A 20071-nucleotide genomic window follows, 5' to 3' on the forward strand; every position below is an offset into this window, starting at 1 on the left:
GGAATGACACAGAATTTCTAACACTCCCTTCTGGACGCCGATATTCGCCTCACCTCACTTTAGCAGTCTGACTTTCACCGCCTTCCCTTTAATTTTCCCCTGCTGTAACTGTTTCCATACCTGACGCGCTACCGACTGCTTCACGGCCACATAGGCGTGCATCGGGTGGATCGTAATTTTACCGATATCCGCACCATCCATCCCCATGTCGCCGGTTAACGCGCCCAGAATATCGCCGGGGCGCATCTTGGCTTTTTTGCCGCCGTCGATGCATAAGGTTGCCATTACGGCTTCCAGTGGGGTGATGCGCAGCCCACTGGGCAGTGAATGCCAGCTGAGTTTCATATTCAGCATCTCTTCCAGTGCATTGGCACGCTGGGCCTCTTCCGGCGCGCAGAGGCTGATGGCCAGCCCTTGTTCGCCAGCACGAGCGGTGCGTCCGATGCGGTGAATATGTACTTCAGGGTCCCACGACAACTCGTAGTTAATGACCATCTCCAGCGCTTTGATATCAAGCCCGCGCGCGGCTACGTCGGTTGCCACCAGTACACGGCTGCTGCCGTTAGCAAAGCGCACCAGCGTCTGGTCACGGTCACGCTGTTCCATGTCGCCATGCAGCGCCAGCACGCTCTGGTTACTGCTGGTCAGGGCATCGTATACCGCCTGACAATCTTTTTTGGTATTGCAGAACACCACGCAGGAAGCGGGCTGTTCGCGGCTTAGCAATTTTTGCAGCAGATCGAGCTTGCCGCTGCGGGAAACTTCATAAAACTGCTGTTCAACCGCAGGAAGTTCATCCACCGTGTCGATTTCAATCACCTGCGGTTCGCGCTGAATACGATGACTGATGGCGGCAATGGCATCTGGCCAGGTGGCGGAAAACAGCAGCGTCTGACGCTGAGCAGGCGCGTGGGCGATAACGTCATCGATGGCATCGGCGAAACCCATATCGAGCATTCGATCAGCTTCATCCAGTACCAGCGTCTGCAAGGCATCAAGGCTGACGGTCTCCTTTTTCAGGTGATCCAGCAGTCGGCCCGGCGTGGCGACAATAATGTGAGGGGCATGGGTCAGCGAGTCGCGCTGGATACCGAACGGTACACCACCGCACAGCGTCAGTACCTTGATGTTCGGCATGTAACGCGCCAGACGGCGCAATTCATTTGCGACTTGATCAGCCAGTTCGCGGGTCGGGCACAACACCAGAGACTGAGTGTTGAACTGCCCGGCATCAAGATGCTGTAAAAGACCCAACCCGAAAGCGGCGGTTTTACCGCTGCCGGTTTTTGCCTGTGCGCGGATGTCTTTTCCTGCGAGGATCGCCGGTAACGCCGCGGCCTGAATCGGGGTCATAGTCAGATACCCCAGTTCATTAAGGGTGGTGAGTTGTTCCGCAGGAAGCGCGTTAAGTTCAGCAAATGAAGTCAATGAGGTCACAGTGAAAATTCCAGATGAAATAGGCCGACAATCATACCACCTCTTTCCCACCGCGCCGTGAGGAGTTTTCACCTCGCCGTCATTGTTCGGCTATCCCTGCTCTCTTAGTAGCTTTTGATTTTTGATTGATAAGTAAAGGAAGTACAACCCAATAAAGAGCAAGCATATACCGAGAATGAGCATGGTTTCACTGGCATTAACATATCGAGAAAGGAAAAAAGCGACAGCAGAGCCGAGTGGAATAGCAGAGTATATAATCACGTAAGAGGCTGCAATGACACTGGTTGTATCGCTTTGTTGAAAATTAGTCTGACGCTCGGTGTAAAACACTATCAGATTGATAGAACTGAGCAGCATTACTATGCACCATGCCAGATTAGCAATAAATATATTCCCAGCCAAAGGAATAATAATCAGGCAGATAGCGCAGACAATCCCAGTCACAGAGATAACATACCACTTATTAATATTATGGGAATATATAAGACGCCCTAACCTGACACCAACGATAAGACCTATAGCAGACACTGCAAAAAAAACACCTACTTTTATATCCACCAGATTAAATTTATCAATCAAATAAAAAGTAAGCACTGATTGAAACCCATGCAACGCTATATTCGAAAGAAAAAATCGAGCAAGCAGAAAATTAATGAATGGATTTTTATTATCAATTTAAATCCATTAGTGGTTTTTGCTATAACACTTTCTTTTATTTCTTTTTCTTGCTCACTAATGCGTAATATACAAATCAGAATGAAGGATAGACAATACACCATGCCGATAATAAAGAAAATATGGCTGTAATTGAAAGTGCTTAACATGGCAGAACCAATAAGAGGACCAATAGCAGGAAATAAGCTATCAACAAAGGCAACTCTACGACTTGTACTCTCAATAGTCTCCTTGTCATGAATAACATCTTTCATGACACCATGAATAAGCGTTTGAAATAATGTGAGAACGGTGCAAAATGCAAAAACAACAATAAGAAATACTGCACTGTCAAATCCGTACCTAAAATAGGACAAGCCAAATATACACAATGCAAATCCGAGAAAATTTAAAATAAGCAAACTTGTTTTCCTGGCAAGTTTTCCATCTATAAAATTGACTAATGGCGGGGAGATAACGTTCGGTGTAAATAGTAATCCATAACTAACAGTCATCATCTGTAGTGATTGTGTTTCTGCATAGAGCGCCAATGGCGCTATAAACTTGAACGCCCAATTGTTCATGGCATTGATGATGTAAGAAAAAAAGAACAGGGATGACTGGCTATGGATTAATTTAGACATTTATCTACCTATACCCTAAATAATTCGAATTGCAGAAAAGCAGCCAACGCACCTGCAACTTGACGTATGACGGGTATAAGATACGACGACGATTAATAATTGCAGGGAGGCATCACTCTGGCAAGTGCGCTTTTTGTATTATATTGAAAATTTTTTCTATTATTTATTTAAATAATAGCTTAACGATATAAAAGAACATAAAAATCAAATGGTTTACTGTTGTGTTTTTTAGACACATCCAAAACACAGCGTTCGATAAGATCGTTTTTCTGTCTCATGTGGGTTACTGACGAAGAGAACTACAGCTTCTACTCGATTTTCTGCGGCCAGGCGACACACGCTGATTGTCACGCGAGTCGCTCGCTTATCATACATTCCGCCGTTTCCTGAAGCCCCGTACTGCATACCGGCGTAATCACGGGAAACGGCCACTCACCCGTAACACCCGCCGGCTGACGGCGTCGGCCAGTACTGTACGGTTCTCCCCCACGCAACCGAGGCTGAAAGCCTGTTTGGCACGGGTTATGCCGGTGTACACCAGTTCACGGGTCAGGATCGGGCTTAAGCTATCCGGCAACAGCAATCCAGTGTGGGCGAACTCCGACCCCTGCGATTTATGCACCGTCATGGCGAATACCGTTTCCACCGCCGACAAACGCCCCGGCATTATCCAACGAATGCCGGATGAACTATCGCTGGCAGGAAACGCCACTCTGGTTACCCATGTCAGAGAATCGTCCCGCTGGCGCTGCGGCACCGTCAGGGTAATGCCGATATCACCGTTCATTAGTCGCTGGCCGTAATCATTACGGGTCACCATCACTGGTCGCCCTGGATACCAGCCCTGGCAGGCCACCAGTAACCCATCACGATACAGCAGATGCGCAATGCGCTCATTCATGCTGTCCACACCCCATGGCCCGTTACGTAGCGCGCACAGCAGTTGGAACTGGCCGAAAGCTTTCAGAATCTGCGCTGCCCAGTCATCGAACTCGCTTTGCGGTGCCGTCAGTTCTGGTTGCGTCGCAGCCATCCGCCGCAGGTAGTCGCCGTAGCCCACCGGCGCTACCGAACCGGGCTGAGGCGCGAATCGACTGGCGGCACCATTGATGACCCATTCACGCAACATACTGTTATCGTTGGTGGTGAGCGTCAGTTGTGCCAAATCGGCATACCCGTGTTGCCAGACAGCCGCCAGTGCCGCCACATCACCGGCATTCACCGCGTCAGCCAGTTGGCCGATGCCGCTGTCCGCGCCGAAGCGGTAGCTGTGGCGTAGCATGGCAATGGATTGATCCAGCGCGCTGCCGTGCGGGTCGAGCAATGTATCATCCGGCGCATCCCCTGCCACCTCACGCAGCCAGTCGCAGGTCTGCGGCAGGTAATGCCCCTGTGCGGCACGCTGGCACAGTTCACCCATCAACGCCCCGGCTTCCACCGACGCCAGCTGGTCCTTGTCGCCCAGCAGAATCAGACGGGAATGCGTCGGCATCGCTGCCAGTAGCGCCGCCATCATCTCCAGATCCACCATCGATGCTTCATCCACCACCAGCAGATCCAGCAGCAGCGGGTTATCGGCGTGATGCCGGAAATGCCGGGAGTCCGGTCGGCTGCCCAGCAGACGATGCAGGGTCACCACCTCGCCGTGGAGGTGATCGCGGATAACGTCGCCTTGTTCCAGTCCATCCAGCGTCAGGCTGGCAATCGCCCCGGAAATAGATTCGTTCAGACGCGCCGCCGCTTTGCCGGTAGGTGCTGCCAGCCGGATGCGCAGCGGTTTGCCCTGCTGTTCCAACGCCAGCGACTGCAACAGCGCCAGCAGCTTCACCACGGTGGTGGTTTTTCCGGTGCCCGGTCCGCCGGTGATGATGCTAAAAGCACTGCCTGCCGCCAGCGCACAAGCCAGTTTCTGCCAGTCGGTGGCGTGTGTTACCGCCGCGGGGAACAGCGCATCCAACCGCTGACGCAGCGCCGCAGGCGCAATCGCCGACCGCAACACCGCATGTTGTTCCAACTTCTGTGTGATGGCATGGCGCACATCCTGCTCATACTGCCAGTACCGGCGCAGATAAAGGCGCGAACCGACCAGCACCAGCGGCGTATTGCCCTCCCCCGGCGACACCAACTGCGGCTGTTGTAACGCCGCCTGCCAGGCCGACAGGGTAACGTCCGCCAGCACCTGCGCCGGGCGCACAATCTGACGGTTTTCGCTATAGTCGCCTTCCGGCGGCAACGCCAGCGAAAACCGGCTGTCGGCCAGCGTAGCCGCCAGATCAAGGCATACATGCCCGCGCCCAAGCTGATAACTAACCAGCGCCGCACCCAGCAACAGTAACGGTGGCGCCTCCGGGCATTCCTGATGCAGAAACCGCACCAGCGCCCGATCCAGTTCCCGCAGCCAGCCGCAGCCAACCCATTGATCCAGCAATTCGGTCAGTTCGTCATGATCAGTCATGTTCATGCCGTCACCTCTGATCCACCACTAAACAGGCAATCCAGCGCTTCAATCAGCTCTCGGTCTGGCCGCTCGGCATACACACCGCCGCCCGGCGCCTGACTACCGCGCAGAAACAGGTACAACGCGCCACCGACATGGCGGTCATAGTCATAATCCGGCAGGCGGGATTTGAGTAAGCGGTGCAAGGCAAACAGGTATAGCACCAGTTGCAGATCGTAACGGTGATCCAGCATGGCGTGGGCCATTCGCGGTGTGTCATAGTCGGCGGCGCTCGCCCCCAGCCAGTTGGATTTGTAGTCCAGCACGTAGTAACGCCCCTGATGTTCAAATACCAAATCGATGAACCCTTTCAACATACCGTTAAGTTGTTCGCGCACCAGCGCTGTCCGCGGCTCGCCCGCCAGCGTGGCGGCTCTAACCAGTTGATCTAATGTGGGTGTATCAACCTGATTGAGCGCAAACCAGAACTCCATTTCCACCTGATACTGCGTCAGCCCAGCCAGCGACACCGCGCTGTCAGGTTGCGCCGGCAACGCCAACGGTTGATTGAGCAGCGCCATCAGCCAGTCGGTGAGCATCGGTATCCATTGCGTCCAGCCCTGCCGGTTACAGCGCCTTGCCACCTGATCTTCCACACGAGGCCGATCCCCCGCCAGCGCCGCAAACCCCGTTTCCCCTGCCCATTCCAGCAAACCGTGCAGAAAGCTGCCCGGCACCGCTCCGCGCGGAAAACTGTACATATCACGACCGGTCGGCAACGGCGGCAGACGCTCTGCGGCTTCCTGTGGTTCACTGAAAGTTTCCTGCTGCGCGCTTTGTACTTCAGGCGTCTCGTTCGCAAACAACTCACGACGTTCGTGGTAATGCCCTTCCGGCGCCAGTTGCAACCCGGAATAGCTGGTAATGCGCCAGCGGTGGCGGCTGATATCCGGCAACGGCGGTTCCTGACCCAGCGACGGCAACGTCCGCACCGCGCGATAAATCGCCGCATCCGTTTCCGGCAACGGCGCTATCTGGCTATGCGCGCCGCACCAGGCCGACAACCGCTGCGCCAGTTGTCCCGGCTCCAGCGGCTCGCCCGCGCCGAGCAGATAACCGGGCGCGCTTTTTTCCAGCGCTTTCAGCGGCGCGATGCCAAGCCACAGCGCGTAGCGGGCGCGAGTCAACGCCACATAAAACTTACGCAAGTCCTCGCCCAGCCGCTCATGGTCAGCACGCTGCACCGCCTCGTCGCTGGCGGTCAGCTCAAGGCGCAGCTGCCCATCATCATCATGAAATTTCAGCGGCACATCGCGGTGGCTGACGGCACGAAACGCACAGGCGAACGGCAGAAACACCAGCGGATATTCCAGTCCTTTAGATTTGTGGACGGTCACTACCTTCACCAGATCGGCATCGCTTTCCAGCCGCAGTTTCAGCGTGTCGCCACCGGGATTATCCGCCTGACACTGTTCCGCCAGATAGCGGATCAGCGCGTGTTCGCCATCCAGATGCACGCTGGCTTGTTGCAACAGCTCCGAGAGGTGTAGCACATCGGTCAGCGCACGGGCGTTATCGGCAACCAGTAACCGGCGCGGCACATCGAACTCCCACATCAAGCGCCGTAACATCGGCAACACGCCTTGCTGTCGCCAGCAGTTCTGGTAGCGAACAAATTGCATTACCCGGTTTTCCCACTCCTGCTCGTCGTGGTTAAGGCGTTCAAGCGCCTGCCAGCTCATCCCCAGTAACGGGGTTGCCAGCGCGGCGCGCAACAACCGATCATTCTCCGGATCAGCACAGGCAGCCAGCCAACAGTGCAGCTCACTGGCTTGAGGACTGTCGAACACCGATTCTCTGTCCGACAGATAAACGCTGCGCACGCCGCGAGCGGACAATTGCGCCCGCACCGCCATCGCCTCACGCCCGGTATTGACCAGCACCGCCATGTCTCCCGGTCTGACCGGACGCCATGCCTGCCCTGGTACAGTAAAACCGGCCTGCCCCTGCACGCCGAGCTGTAACAACCGCACCATTTCGCGGGCGCAGCCAGCAGCCATGCGCTGACGGTATTCCGCCGACGACAGCGGCTCCTCGGTTTCCAGCATCCAGCACGTCAACGCCGCCGCTTGCGCCCCCTCCAGCACCCAGCTTTCATCACGGCCATTGGCCTGCACCGGCAGAAACGGCACCGGATTGTCACCGTCCGGCTGGCGAAACAAAAATGCACCCGCGCCGTCAGCGCGATTTTCCGCCTGCATGAACACCTGATTAACGGCATCGACCATCGCCTGCGTGGAGCGGAAGTTAGTACCCAGCGTGTAATGCCGACCGTCGGTATCGCGCCGGGCGCACAAATAGGTGTAGATATCGGCACCGCGAAACGCGTAAATCGCCTGTTTCGGGTCGCCTATCAGGATCAACCCCTGTTGCGGATCGTTGGTTGCCACCCGGTACAGGGTATCGAAAATGCGGTATTGCAATGGATCGGTGTCCTGAAATTCGTCGATCATCGCTACCGGGAACTGGCGGCGAATGCGTTGGGCCAGCCGTTCGCCGTTATCGCCGCGCAATGCGGCATCCAGCCGGGTCAACAGATCCTGAAAACCCATTTGCGCCCGGCTATCCTGCTCGTGACGAAAACGCTGACTAACCCAACGGCAGGCATGACGTAACAGTTGACTACGTGGCTCCGGTAATTCGCTTAACTGCTGCGCCAGCGTCTCCATCGCACTCAGTGCCGGGTGCTGCGGCGCGTCTTCGGGCACTTTCCAGCACTCCCGCAGCCCTTGCGGGGTCAGCCGCGTCCAGCCGGTGCCGATATCCAACGTCGTCTCATCGCTGGTGGCCCAGTGGTGCAGTTTGTCCAGCCACGGGCCGAAATAACGAGCTTGCAGCTTGCGGCCATCCGCCTTTTTCTCTGCCACCGCTGCGTTCAGCAACTCGCGCAGTTCGTCACACCACTGCGACCAGGGCGCTTTTAGCGCCGCCAGTCGGCGTGTTTTTTCTTCACGGACAGCGCTGAAAATCTGTGCTGGCAGGTCATCGATACCCATTTCATCGGCATACTCCAGCAGCGGCGTCACACTGCGGTAAAAATCGTCCGGTGATGCCCAGCTATCACGTAGTTCCAGCACATCGCGGGCATCGAGCGGGAAAAAGAAGGTGCGCCAGTAATCACGCACGACTTCCAGTAACAATTCACGCTGGTCGGTTTCCAGCGTTTGGTTAAACAGGCTGCCGCTGTCAAACGCATGTTCGCCCAGCATCCGGTTACACCAGCTGTGGATGGTGGATACCGCCGCTTCGTCCATCCATTCGGCGGCCAGTTGTAGTTTGCGCGCACAGTCCGGCCACTGTTCCGGCGGGTAACCGGTGCGAAGTTCCCGCAACAACGGATCGGCCTCTTCATCCTTGCCATCTTTGCCATCCGGCTGAAAATAGCCAGCCGCCTGCGCCAGCCGGGCGCGAATGCGGTCACGCAGCTCGCGGGTGGCGGCATCGGTAAAGGTCACCACCAGAATTTCCGGCGGGGTGAGCGGGCGGGAAAACGCCTGCTCGCTGCCGTGCCCCAGCACCAGCCGTACATACAGCATGGCGATGGTGAAGGTTTTGCCGGTGCCGGCGCTGGCTTCAATTAACCGGCTGCCGGAGAGCGGAAAGCGCAGCACATCCAGCGGAGAAGGTAATGAACGCGCCGTCATGACTGGCCTCCTGATTTCCTATTTTTCGCCGACGCCGCTTTCAGCGTCAGGTACAGCGGTGCCAGCAGTTGCTGCGTCCAGCGGGCGAACTCGCCGTTGGCCCACAACTGGTCGAAGCCTGGAAACGCGCGGGACAGATAGGCGTTAGACGCGGATTCAGCAAACTTGCGGTTAGCCGGGTCATGCTCCTCATAGCACTGGCGTGCCGCGTTACCCGCTTCACCATCCAGCGCTTGATCCGGTTCTCCGCCCGCTTCCAGCCAGCGAAATCCGGTTTTTACCGCCAGCGGCAACGGGTAACGCATTCCCTCTCGCCAGGCATCGACCAGCGCCAGCCAGTACACTTTCGCCTGCTGCGGTTCCAGCGCCGGCAGGTAAACAGTACCGTTTTTGCTGACCAGCGTACTATGCAGCGGTTGCCCATCAAGGTGCCCGGCCAGATGCGTCACCCAGAAAGGCAATAGCTTGTCGAAGCGGTAACTACGCCGTGTGGGATGGAGCAACCCGCCGCTTTCCAGCACCAGCCGACAGCGGTTGCCCTGCTCATCAACGCGCAGTTCATTCAGCCAGTCTTCCAACTGTAAATCGGGCCACGACAGCGGTTCGTCAGATACCGATTTCGGCCATTTTTCCTGTTCCTGCTGGTAACGGGTGAACAAATCCGCCATAGGCTCCGCCAAATCCTGCACCAGCACCGTGGTGAAGCCACCGGGCGCCAGTTCGCCGCGCCGGGCGATGCGTGCCAGTTGTGCCGTCAGCGCCTGCTCACGGGGAAGATGCCGACGTAACGCGGCTTTCTGTTCCTCGATCAGTTCATGTTGCAAGCGCCAGTTTTCCAGCGCATCCATGGCAAATGGTTCCTGATCCTGACTGGTGGGGTCTTCCTGTTCGAACCAGACGTTGAGCCGCAACCGGAAGAAGCTGCGCACCGGGTCACGGACAAAATCCGCCAGTTGCCGCAGCGTCAGCACGCCATCCTGCCGATAATCGTCCAGCGCGGTATCCGTAGCCGGAGTATCCTGTGGTAGCAGCCCGGCGCGCCATTCGCGGGCATAACTGAACAACGGGCTGCCGGCGGTAAAATAATCCGGGCTGAATGGCTGCAACCGGTGTTCCACCGTCAACGCGGACAACACATCCTGCCCGTCAACGGTCCGCCAGCCGTTGCTTAGATGGTCGCGCAGTTGCGCCACCAGCACCGAAGGCGGGCGTTCGCTGTTATCGTGGATGCTACGCCCCACCCAACTGATGTAAAAATGTTCACGCGCCGACAGCAGCGCCTCCAAAAACAGGTAGCGGTCGTCTTCGCGGCGGGAACGATCGCCGGGGCGGTAGTCCTGCCCCATCAGGTCGAAGTCCAGCGGCACCCGGTTACGGGGATAATCGCCGTCATTCATTCCCAGCAGACAGACATGACGAAATGGAATGGCGCGCATCGGCATCAGCGTGGCGAAGGTGACGGCACCAGCAAAAAACGGCTGGGTCAGGCTCGACTGCTCAAACAGCCCCAGCCAGTGCTCGCGCACCACCGACAGCGGTAACGCCCGCTCCAGCGCGACCGATTCGCACGCCTCCAGCCAGTTCTGTAATCCTTCGTCCAGTTGCAGCAGCATGAAGCCGTCTTCCCCCCCATCTGCGGCAAAGAACGTGCTCAACAGCGTACGTAACCGTTCACCCCATTGCACCGGTGTCGCAGGCTGACAGAGCTGCTGCCAGCTATAATCCAGCCGGTCAAGCAACAGCGCCAGTTGCCCAGCCAGCACCGCATCCAGCCCACCGATTTCATCCAGCGGTTCAATATTCCGCCAGGCACCGCCTGCACCCACCGCGTACCCCAGCAACATACGGCGCAGACCAAAAAACCAGCTATTCTGTTCCGGCGCATCAGGCAGGTTGAGGCTTTGGCGCTGACGGGCGTGTAACCCCCAGCGCACATTGGCGGCCCGAACCCAGCGCTGCAACAGCGGCAATTGTTCTTCAGCGATGGCAAAGCGCTGGCGCACCGCCGGCACCTCCAGCAAGTCCAGCACATCGCTGACCGCCACGCGTGACTGCGGCAGGTTTAACAGTTTTTCCAGCGCCGCCAGCAGCAGGTTATTCTGGCGCGGCCCGCGATCCGCCACGCTGAACGGGATGTAACGCGGGTCCTTCCGGTCGATCAACCCGAACACCGCCTGAATATGCGGCGCATAGCCGTTGATGTCCGGCACCATCACGATCACATCTCGCGGGCGCAGCGTCGGGTCAGCGGCAAATGCCGCCAGCAGTTGGTCATGCAGCACTTCCACTTCACGCTGTGGACTATGCGCAATATGAAAACGGATCGAACGATCATGCCGTGGATCGACGGCAGGCCAGCGCGCACGGCTGTCCGACAGCGGTCGCAAATCCCGAATGTCGTCCTGTAACTGATGCAGCAGACAGTCTTCGCCGTTGCTGTAAAACAGGTCGGCACGCTGAATCAGTGAGGCGTACCGCTCGCGCTGATCATATTCATCCAGCAGCCCGATGTAATCGCGCCCTTGTTTACCCCACGCCGCCAACAGCGGGTGGGCATGTTGATGCAGTTCTTCCAGCGCGATGGTCTGCGGCATACCGGGTTTACGTTGCTGGCGGACACGCTCGGCACGCAGCAGGTCCTTATCGGCAATAATATCGCCCCAGTAATGCTCGCACGGGTTATGTACGCACATGAATATCTGGGTCCAGCGCCCAATGGCCGCCAGCAGTTCCAGTGCCTGCTGTGACAACGATGAGATGCCAAAGACAATCACCCGCGAGGGTAAACCTGCGGGACGTTCGCTATCGTCCCGCTGTTTTACCTCATCCAGAAAGCGCCGGTGCAGCGCCGCTCGGCTGGTGCCGGCCAGCGCCTCGCCGGTATCCATCAGTAGCGCGCGCCACAACAGCGGTTGCCAGTGCTGTTCATCCGGCAGCGGTTCCACGCCGCGTCGGTGGCTGGTCAGCACGTCACGCCCGGCAGTCCAGTCAGCCAGCCAGTCAGCGCGATACACCTGATATTGGTCAAACAGGTCAGCCAGCCGTTCGGCCAACTGGTAATGCTTACGCAAGTCGGTATCCTGCCGCAGAAAACGCGCCAGCGTAGCGAATTCCGGTTGTGTTAGCAGCTCAGGCAACAGCCGCAACAGTCGCCATACCAGCAATGATTTCTCGAATGGCGAGGTTTCCGGCACCTGATCATGCCCCAACACCGACCGGTAAACCTGCCAGAAAAAACGCGACGGCAACTGAACATCCAGCGCAGCGGCTACGCCGCATCCACCCTCGTGGGTATCACGCGCCAGTGCCAGTTTCAGCCACTGCCCGATGCCGTTGCTCTGTACCAGAATCAGCTCGTTTTCCAACCCGGCTAGCGGATTAGACGCCATCCACGAAACCAATACATCACGTAAAGCTTCAGGATGGTTGCTGTGGATCGCCATCAAACCGGGTTGTAACCTGTTTTCGCTCATCACTATCTCTGCTCGTTGCCACAACGGTGTACCGAATAACGGTACAGTCAGCAAATATCTTAGCATTCAATAGGATTAGCGGGGATGTTACGCAGCAAATCGAGATATTTTCAGAAAATCTGTTCAGGCGGTATATCTTGTAAAACGAAACAGCAGTGAATGGCTTCAATAGCCAGACTCTCTTTTATCGATTGTCTGTGATCCACATCCTCTTTCACCATAATCAGACCATTGCATTACCCAATAGAAAATTATTAGAAAAAATAAACAATCAAGACACTTGAGACCACCAGAAACATCATTTAACACCAGTAAATCTGTCTTTAGCGGGACAGACCACCCTCATTAATCATTCAAAGCTTTTAACTATATTATTCACTTTTTCTTCCTGTTCGTTTTTATGTAATCCGATACACTCGATTCCTAATTCCCTGCCAGTCCGGCGCGTCGCGCATTGTGACTCGCCACTCACGCCGTAGCCGCCGTCAACATTGATAGACACCGTACGTCGGCACGGATTTTTATCCCAAGTCAAGGAGACTACGATGCAATACACTGGGAAGTACCTAAAGAAAACCGCGTTGATGCTGACGATGATGGCCGGTATCAGCACCTGGCAAAGCCAGGCAGCTGTCGCACCGGACACGCGTTCGCTGGATGAAATTTATCAGAGCGCATTACAGGAAGGCGGTACAGTGACCGTTTATGCTGGCGGCGACGTACAGTCACAGCAAAATGGCTTTAAGCAGGCATTTGAAAAACGTTTTCCCGGCATCAAACTGAACGTGATCGTCGATTACAGCAAGTACCACGATGCGCGTATTGACAACCAACTGGCTACCAACACCCTGATTCCAGATGTGGTGCAACTGCAAACGATACAGGATTTCCCGCGCTGGAAAAAACAGGGCGTGTTGCTGAACTACAAACCCGTGGGTTGGGACAAAATCTACCCGGAATTTCGTGATGCAGATGGCGCGTGGATTGGTGCCTATGTGATTGCCTTTAGCAACGTGGTCAACACCCAACTGCTGGATGAAAACGCCTGGCCGCGAGAAGCAAAAGATTATCTGCGCCCCGACTTGAAAGGCAACCTGATTCTGGCCTATCCCAACGACGATGACGCCGTGCTGTTCTGGTACAAACAGGTCGTGGATAAATACGGCTGGGATTTTGTTGCAAAACTGCAAGAGCAGGACCCGGTTTACGTACGCGGTACTAACGTTCCCGGCGCTCAGATAGCCACCGGCAAATACAGCGCGACCTTCTCCAGCTCCGGTGCGCTGGTCCCGGCGGCAGGCTCGGTGACCCGCTTTGTGCTGCCGAAGAGTGACCCGTTTGTCTCCTGGGCGCAGCGCGCGGCAATCTTCAAACAGGCTAAACACCCGGAAAGCGCCAAGCTGTACCTGAGCTGGCTGCTGGACCCAGAAACACAAACTCAGGTTTCACGTATGTGGTCAGTACGTACCGATGTAGCGCCACCGGCTGGCTACAAACACATCTGGGAATATCGCAATACTCGTCCACAAGCTTTTGCTGACTTCATGTCTGACCGCGCTGCGGTTGAGCGCTTCCGCGCGCAAATGAGCCTGTACGTGGGCGAAGCCAAAGGCGACCCGACTCCAGGCTGGCTCGGCCTGCACCCGGATGCACCACTGGCGAACTAATCAATAATTTAGTAGACGTCATTAATAGAGCTAACCGCCTCGGCTGGGGCGGTTAGCTCATTATTTGAAACATGGATTCAGGCGTAGCGAGAGAAAGAGAGATCGTCGTATTCAATTGCCGGTGTTTTGCCGGAAATGATATCGGCCAGCAACTGACCGGAGCCACATCCCATGGTCCAACCCAATGTACCGTGCCCGGTGTTCAGGTACAGATTGTGTAACGGCGAACGCCCCACCAGCGGCGTGCCATCCGGCGTCATGGGTCGTAATCCGGTCCAGAATGTTGCCTGTTCCACCGGTCCGCAATCCGGGTATAGATCGCGCACTACCATTTCCAGCGTAGCCCGGCGCTTCTGATTCAAGGAGAGATCAAATCCGGCGATTTCCGCCATGCCGCCGACGCGAATGCGCTGATCAAAACGGGTAATGGCGATCTTGTAGGTTTCATCCAATATGGTGGAAACCGGCGACCCAGCCTCACTGGTCAGCGGGATGGTCAGCGAATACCCCTTGAGTGGGTAGACCGGAATGCTGAACCATTTTTCCAGTAAACCGCGGGAATAAGAGCCACAAGCCATAACGTAAGCGTCGGCCACGATCTTTTCACCATCACAATACACCGCGCTGACCCGTTTCCCTTCCACCTCAAGGTGTTGTACCTCCGTATTGAAACGGAAGGTTACGCCCGCTTTTGTCGCCATCGCCGCCAACTGACGGGTAAACAGCTGGCAATCGCCAGTTTCATCATGCGGCAGGCGCAATCCGCCGGTTAATTTATGGCGTACCCCCGCCAGTGCCGGCTCAACATTAGCCAGTTGATCGGCTTCCAGTAATTCATAAGGCACACCGGCTTCTTTCAAGACCGCAATGTCACGGTAAGCGTTTTCGTACTGTTGCTGGGTACGGAACAGTTGCAACGTGCCTCCCTGACGTCCTTCATAAGCAATACCGGTTGCTGTGCGCAGTTCTTGCAGGCAATCGCGGCTGTATTCAGCCAGCCGGACCATACGGGCTTTATTAACGCGATAATGAGCGTTGTCGCAGTTCAGCAACATTTGCCACATCCAGCACAATTGCGTAGCAGTGAAATCAGGGCGAATCGCCAGGGGCGCGTGCCGTTGAAATAGCCATTTGACCGCTTTCAGCGGAATACCTGGTGCGGCCCAAGGCGCAGAATAGCCAGGGGAAATCTGACCGGCATTGGCGGCGCTGGTTTCTAAAGCTGCTTCGGCTTGCCGGTCAATGACGGTGACGTCATGTCCTGATTGCGCCAGATACCAGGCGGTACTGACGCCGATAACACCACTCCCTAAAACAACCACCTTCATTATTGCTGTTCTCCCTACTTTTCTCCGCCAATCCCGCGGAATATGCTATACAACGCCTTAAAGCCTGAAATAAAAACCTACTTTAACATGCCGCTATCAATTGTCATCTGTTGCAGATATAGCTTTTATTTATTATGAGAAAACGCACGCAGCCGCGTAGGATAACCGGATAACAACGTGCGGCCATCAGGCGTAGCCGACGGAAATACGTCATCCGACCCTCTACACAAGGACTTCATCCAAACTACCGATTTCACATCACTTTTCCCAAAATAAGCTACGATTAAATATGCCGACGCAATGAGGTGACGGCGGTTATAGTGAGGGGTGCGCTGATGGCTATATCGACTGATGAGCGGGTAATAAACCCACAACGTCTAAGTGACGGACCTGACTGGACATTCGATTTGCTGCAGGTCTATCTGGATGAAATTGACCGGGTAGCCAAACTGTACCGTTTGGATACCTATCCCCACCAAATCGAGGTAATTACCTCCGAGCAAATGATGGACGCCTATTCCAGCATCGGGATGCCTATCAACTACGCCCACTGGTCATTCGGCAAGAAATTCATCGAAACCGAACAACGCTATAAACACGGCCAGCAAGGGCTGGCATACGAAATCGTCATTAACTCCAATCCTTGTATCGCCTACCTGATGGAAGAGAACACCATGCCGATGCAGGCACTGGTGATGGCTCATGCCTGCTACGGCCATAACTCATTCTTCAAGGGTAATTATCTGTTTCGCAGTTGGACCGACGCCAGTTCAATTGTCGATTACCTGCTGTTCGCCCGTCAGTACATTGCACAATGCGAAGAACGTCACGGTGCCGATGAGGTGGAGAAACTACTCGACTCTTGCCATGCACTAATGAATTACGGTGTGGACCGCTATAAACGACCGCAGAAGATCTCGCTGGAAGAGGAAAAGTTGCGCCAGAAAAGCCGCGAAGCCTACCTGCAAAGTCAGGTAAACGAACTCTGGCGCACGCTGCCCCGCCGTGAACAGGAAACCTCGCCGGAAAAAGCCCGCCGTTTCCCAAATGAACCGCAGGAGAATCTACTCTATTTCATGGAGAAAAATGCTCCGCTGCTGGAACCGTGGCAGCGAGAGATCCTGCGTATCGTGCGTAAGATCAGCCAGTATTTTTATCCGCAAAAACAGACTCAGGTGATGAATGAAGGCTGGGCTACATTTTGGCACTACACCATCCTTAATCATCTTTATGACGAGGGCAAACTGTCTGACCGCTTTATGCTGGAATTTCTTCATAGCCATACCAATGTGGTCTACCAGCCGCCGTACAACAGCCCTTACTACAACGGTATCAATCCGTATGCGCTTGGCTTTGCCATGTTTCAGGACATCAAGCGCATCTGCCAACATCCAACGGAAGAAGACCATTATTGGTTCCCGGATATCGCCGGTAAGGACTGGCTGACAACACTGCATTTCGCCATGCAAAACTTCAAAGATGAAAGTTTCATCAGCCAATTCCTGTCACCCAAAGTGATGCGGGATTTCCGGCTATTTACTGTATTGGATGATGATCGCAACAATTATCTGGAGATCGCCGCGATCCATGATGAAAAAGGGTACCGGAAGATCCGTCAGGAGCTGTCTTCCCAGTACAACCTGAGCAATATCGAACCCAATATCCAGGTCTGGAATGTGGATTTACGCGGCAATCGTTCGCTGACTCTGCGCTATGTGCCGCAAAACCGCGCTCCGCTGGATAAAAGCAGCCACGAGGTCATGAAGCATGTTTACCGCCTGTGGGGGTTTGAGGTGACACTGGAACAGATGAATGAGGACGGCAGTGTCGAACTGATTGACCGTTGTCCGCCACGTACTACTCTATGATATTCAATCCTATTGTATACAATGGGTTAAAAAAACGGGTAGCCAAATGGGCTACCCGTTTTTCAATCTACTTACCATCAATTAACGACGGCCTTCAGCCAGATCATGGGGGATAGCATTCTGCATACTATGCCACAATGCCCCGCTTTCTTTACCATACTGACGAATAGTGTCTGGCACCTGATCATACAGGCCATCACGGCTCAGCGATTCCAGACGGCGGTAAAATGCCAGTGCTGTTTTACGCGCTTCCGTATTGGAGAAATAATAACGCCCGACCCGAATATACAACCCTTTCAGCCCATTGATAATAAGACCGTAAATCGGATTGCCGGACGCAAACGCCAGCCCGCGAAACACGTTGTAATCCAGCTCGGCGTACGCATCCGATGTATCCTGAACCGATTCGGCTAACTTAAGAATTTCTACCGATTTGGCCGGATGCAAGCGAATTGCTGTACGGATGAAAATCCCGGCGATGTTAGTACGCACCGCCAACAGGTTATCGATCAGTTGGGGAACGCTGTCATGGTCGAGCCGGGCCAGCGTTTCAAGGATATTTAACCCGGATGTCTCCCAAAAATTATTGATTTTGGTCGGTTTGCCGTGTTGAATCGTGAGCCATCCATCACGGGACAAGCGCTGTAGCACCTCGCGTAGCGTGGTACGCGTAACCCCGATCAATTCAGACAACTCCCGCTCAGCGGGCAGAATAGAACCCGGAGGGAAACGATTATTCCATATACTTTCAATAATATATTCTTCCGCGAATCCCGCCGGACTTTGCGCCTTTATAACCATAAGTTTATATTCCGTAGCGATGTTTACCAGTGAAAGTCAACATCATCATACCAAACGAACCCTACATCACATAGCATAGCAGGACCTGAAAGTCTCAATTCGACATAAAAACTGTGATTAAAGGCAATTACCCGTAAACAAACTCGGATATCTACCGTGATTTACGATAATTTTCTTCCAACACCCATCAAATTGTTAAATTAAATTAGCGCTAAAGAAAAAACGAACACCGCAGGATTACCCCACTATCGTATTTCTTTTTAGACAGCGTTGCTGGCACTAAGTCGGATTAGCGCAGGTTACCGTTCTATTATTTCTAATCATCAATCCGCTCTGTTCTTGCCGTCCACTTTCATTACTCATGATCGTCCGCAAACACAGAGTCTGTCCCTGAGTGAAGTCCTGAATGTTACCTGCAGTAGCCCTATGGCTTATCAGCGCTGGCGGCTATTTTCACTGGCATGACCAGTACAGATCAAGTATGGCATGAAGTCGCTCATAAGTAACGTAGTTAGCCTGATGCATATCGCATTTACCTCGTTACAGATCAGTTATAAAACTGATAAGGCACACAGCGGACTCATCATTGATCAATACCGTCATGTTCCCACATAAATCGTGTATAGTAAGGGGCGGATTTTGCCATGAAACTGGCGATAACTCGTAGAGAGCGTTAAAAACAACAGGGTATTTTTGGCACAGCAGAATCTCCGTTCAAATGCCGATGCAGACGCAGTGCGCGGTACAGGCGCTAGCCGCGCCACCGTGAGAAACGTCAGTTCAACCGGGCAGAGATTCAATGAGGGCGGTGAGCACGGTTATCACTGCCCATACTATCGTTTTTAGCATGGAATATTTTTTATGTTGCGATTTTTGAACCGTTGCTCCCGTGGTCGGAGTGCTTGGCTTTTGATGGCGTTCACGGCACTGGTTTTCGAACTGGTTGCGCTTTATTTCCAGTACGTCATGATGTTGAAACCCTGCGTACTATGCATTTACCAACGAGCCGCACTCTACGGCGTAATGATGGCCGGACTGGTAGGTGCCGTCGCCCCTGGCACACTGCTACGCTATCCGGCGATTGGATTATGGATTTACAGTGCCTGGGAAGGCTTGTCACTGGCCATCAAACACACCAATATTCAGTTGCACCCATCGCCATTTGTTACCTGCGATTTTTTTGTCAGTTTCCCATCCTGGTTGCCGCTGGATAAGTGGCTACCAGTTGTTTTTACCGCCACCGGCGATTGCGCCGAGCGCCAGTGGCATTTCCTTAATCTGGAAATGCCGCAGTGGATGATCGTGATTTTCGGTGCCTATCTGCTGGTTGCAGCACTGGTACTGATTGCCCAACCTTTCCGCCCCAAACGCCGCGATCTGTTTGGTCGCTAAACGCGTACGATACCGGGTCGGATGGTAACCGGCCCGGTTGATTGTTACCTACAGCACAGTTCTGGATAACGACAGGCTGAGTGAATGCGAAAAGCCATGTCACTCGATGACATGCCTTGGTCCAGTGAATTGATATAACATCATTAATATCAATAACTATCGCGCCCACTCCGGTTTGTTTAAGATGTGATCCTGCCAGTCCACCACATCGCTTTCACGCACGGCGATATATCGTACCGAGATTCTCTGTTGGTGCATCGCCGTTTTGGAACCCGCCAGCAACGGATGCCAGGGCTGCAATCCTTTACCCTCATGTATCAACCGATAAGCGCAGGTTTCCGGTAACCAGTCGAATGACAACAAATTTTCTCGCGTCAGCTTGATGCAATCCGGCTCATATTCGAACCGGCGCGCATAATTACGGCATTGGCAACTTTTAATGTTCAGTTGATTACAGGCCACATTGGTGAAATAAAGTTCATCCGTGTCTTCATCAATCAACTTATGCAGGCAGCAACGACCACAGCCGTCACAAAGCGCTTCCCACTCGTCGTCCGACATTTGATCGAGGGTTTGGGTTTCCCAAAAGGGTTGTAGAGTCATAACTGCAGTTCCGATGATAAACAGGATGTACGGCTGCGTATTGTAAAGTGGGGAGATGTCAGA

The 20071-nt window shown here is 54.3% G+C and carries 12 protein-coding genes; 3 read left to right on the forward strand and 9 right to left on the reverse strand.

The window, feature by feature from the left end:
- Positions 1-54: 54 nt before the first annotated feature.
- The 6 genes from dbpA to recC all read right to left on the reverse strand — a co-directional run bounded on the left by dbpA (position 55) and on the right by recC (position 12349).
- Complete coding sequence (dbpA, locus tag Dpoa2040_RS13990; RefSeq protein ID WP_168641695.1) at positions 55-1428, reverse strand: ATP-dependent RNA helicase DbpA; 1374 nt, start codon at positions 1426-1428, stop codon at positions 55-57.
- Positions 1429-1527: 99 nt separating this feature from the next.
- Positions 1528-2031 carry an MFS transporter gene (locus Dpoa2040_RS13995; RefSeq protein ID WP_168641657.1) on the reverse strand — a complete coding sequence of 168 codons (504 nt, stop codon included), beginning with the start codon at positions 2029-2031 and terminating at the stop codon, positions 1528-1530.
- A 20-nt stretch (positions 2032-2051) separates the two neighbouring features.
- Positions 2052-2735, reverse strand: a complete 684-nt coding sequence (locus Dpoa2040_RS14000; RefSeq protein WP_168641658.1) for an MFS transporter — start codon at positions 2733-2735, stop codon at positions 2052-2054.
- 415 nt (positions 2736-3150) lie between these two features.
- Entirely contained in the window at positions 3151-5196 is a 2046-nt protein-coding gene (gene recD / locus Dpoa2040_RS14005) for an exodeoxyribonuclease V subunit alpha (protein ID WP_168641659.1), read from the reverse strand.
- Positions 5193-8876, reverse strand: coding sequence for an exodeoxyribonuclease V subunit beta (recB, locus tag Dpoa2040_RS14010; protein ID WP_168641660.1), 3684 nt, complete (start codon positions 8874-8876; stop codon positions 5193-5195). Before recB ends, recD begins: the two co-directional genes overlap by 4 nt.
- Positions 8873-12349: an exodeoxyribonuclease V subunit gamma gene (recC, locus tag Dpoa2040_RS14015; protein WP_168641661.1), complete on the reverse strand. Its 3477-nt coding sequence runs from the start codon at positions 12347-12349 to the stop codon at positions 8873-8875. Before recC ends, recB begins: the two co-directional genes overlap by 4 nt.
- 545 nt (positions 12350-12894) lie before the next feature.
- Between recC and Dpoa2040_RS14020 the strand changes: the two genes are divergently transcribed.
- Positions 12895-14016, forward strand: coding sequence for an ABC transporter substrate-binding protein (locus tag Dpoa2040_RS14020; protein WP_042870651.1), 1122 nt, complete (start codon positions 12895-12897; stop codon positions 14014-14016).
- A 77-nt stretch (positions 14017-14093) separates the two neighbouring features.
- On the opposite strand, the gene Dpoa2040_RS14025 is transcribed toward Dpoa2040_RS14020, so the two are convergent.
- On the reverse strand, positions 14094-15344 hold the full coding sequence (locus tag Dpoa2040_RS14025) for a D-amino acid dehydrogenase (protein ID WP_042870653.1): 1251 nt from the start codon (positions 15342-15344) through the stop codon (positions 14094-14096).
- A 335-nt stretch (positions 15345-15679) separates the two neighbouring features.
- Here Dpoa2040_RS14025 and Dpoa2040_RS14030 point away from each other — a divergent pair, with 335 nt between their 5' ends.
- A complete protein-coding gene (locus Dpoa2040_RS14030) occupies positions 15680-17212 on the forward strand; it encodes a SpoVR family protein (RefSeq protein WP_042870655.1) in 1533 nt (510 codons plus the stop codon).
- An 81-nt stretch (positions 17213-17293) separates the two neighbouring features.
- Here Dpoa2040_RS14030 and fadR read toward each other — a convergent pair whose 3' ends face one another.
- Positions 17294-18013, reverse strand: coding sequence for a fatty acid metabolism transcriptional regulator FadR (fadR, locus tag Dpoa2040_RS14035; RefSeq protein WP_042870657.1), 720 nt, complete (start codon positions 18011-18013; stop codon positions 17294-17296).
- 861 nt (positions 18014-18874) lie between these two features.
- On the opposite strand from fadR, the gene dsbB reads away from it, so the two are divergent.
- On the forward strand, positions 18875-19405 hold the full coding sequence (gene dsbB, locus Dpoa2040_RS14040; protein WP_168641662.1) for a disulfide bond formation protein DsbB: 531 nt from the start codon (positions 18875-18877) through the stop codon (positions 19403-19405).
- Positions 19406-19561: 156 nt separating this feature from the next.
- On the opposite strand, the gene Dpoa2040_RS14045 is transcribed toward dsbB, so the two are convergent.
- Positions 19562-20008, reverse strand: a complete 447-nt coding sequence (locus Dpoa2040_RS14045) for a YcgN family cysteine cluster protein (RefSeq protein WP_168641663.1) — start codon at positions 20006-20008, stop codon at positions 19562-19564.
- Between the last annotated feature and the right edge of the window lie 63 nt (positions 20009-20071).

Source organism: Dickeya sp. CFBP 2040 (assembly GCF_012273755.1).
GTDB lineage: Bacteria > Pseudomonadota > Gammaproteobacteria > Enterobacterales > Enterobacteriaceae > Dickeya > Dickeya poaceiphila.

Coding starts and splice junctions, on each gene's coding strand:
- Dpoa2040_RS14045 (WP_168641663.1), bottom strand. CDS start 20,008: ATGACTCTACAACCCTTTTGGGAAACCCAAACCCTCGATCAAATGTCG.
- recB (WP_168641660.1), bottom strand. CDS start 8,876: ATGACGGCGCGTTCATTACCTTCTCCGCTGGATGTGCTGCGCTTTCCG.
- Dpoa2040_RS14025 (WP_042870653.1), bottom strand. CDS start 15,344: ATGAAGGTGGTTGTTTTAGGGAGTGGTGTTATCGGCGTCAGTACCGCC.
- Dpoa2040_RS14000 (WP_168641658.1), bottom strand. CDS start 2,735: ATGTCTAAATTAATCCATAGCCAGTCATCCCTGTTCTTTTTTTCTTAC.
- dsbB (WP_168641662.1), top strand. CDS start 18,875: ATGTTGCGATTTTTGAACCGTTGCTCCCGTGGTCGGAGTGCTTGGCTT.
- recC (WP_168641661.1), bottom strand. CDS start 12,349: ATGAGCGAAAACAGGTTACAACCCGGTTTGATGGCGATCCACAGCAAC.
- Dpoa2040_RS14030 (WP_042870655.1), top strand. CDS start 15,680: ATGGCTATATCGACTGATGAGCGGGTAATAAACCCACAACGTCTAAGT.
- recD (WP_168641659.1), bottom strand. CDS start 5,196: ATGAACATGACTGATCATGACGAACTGACCGAATTGCTGGATCAATGG.
- fadR (WP_042870657.1), bottom strand. CDS start 18,013: ATGGTTATAAAGGCGCAAAGTCCGGCGGGATTCGCGGAAGAATATATT.
- Dpoa2040_RS14020 (WP_042870651.1), top strand. CDS start 12,895: ATGCAATACACTGGGAAGTACCTAAAGAAAACCGCGTTGATGCTGACG.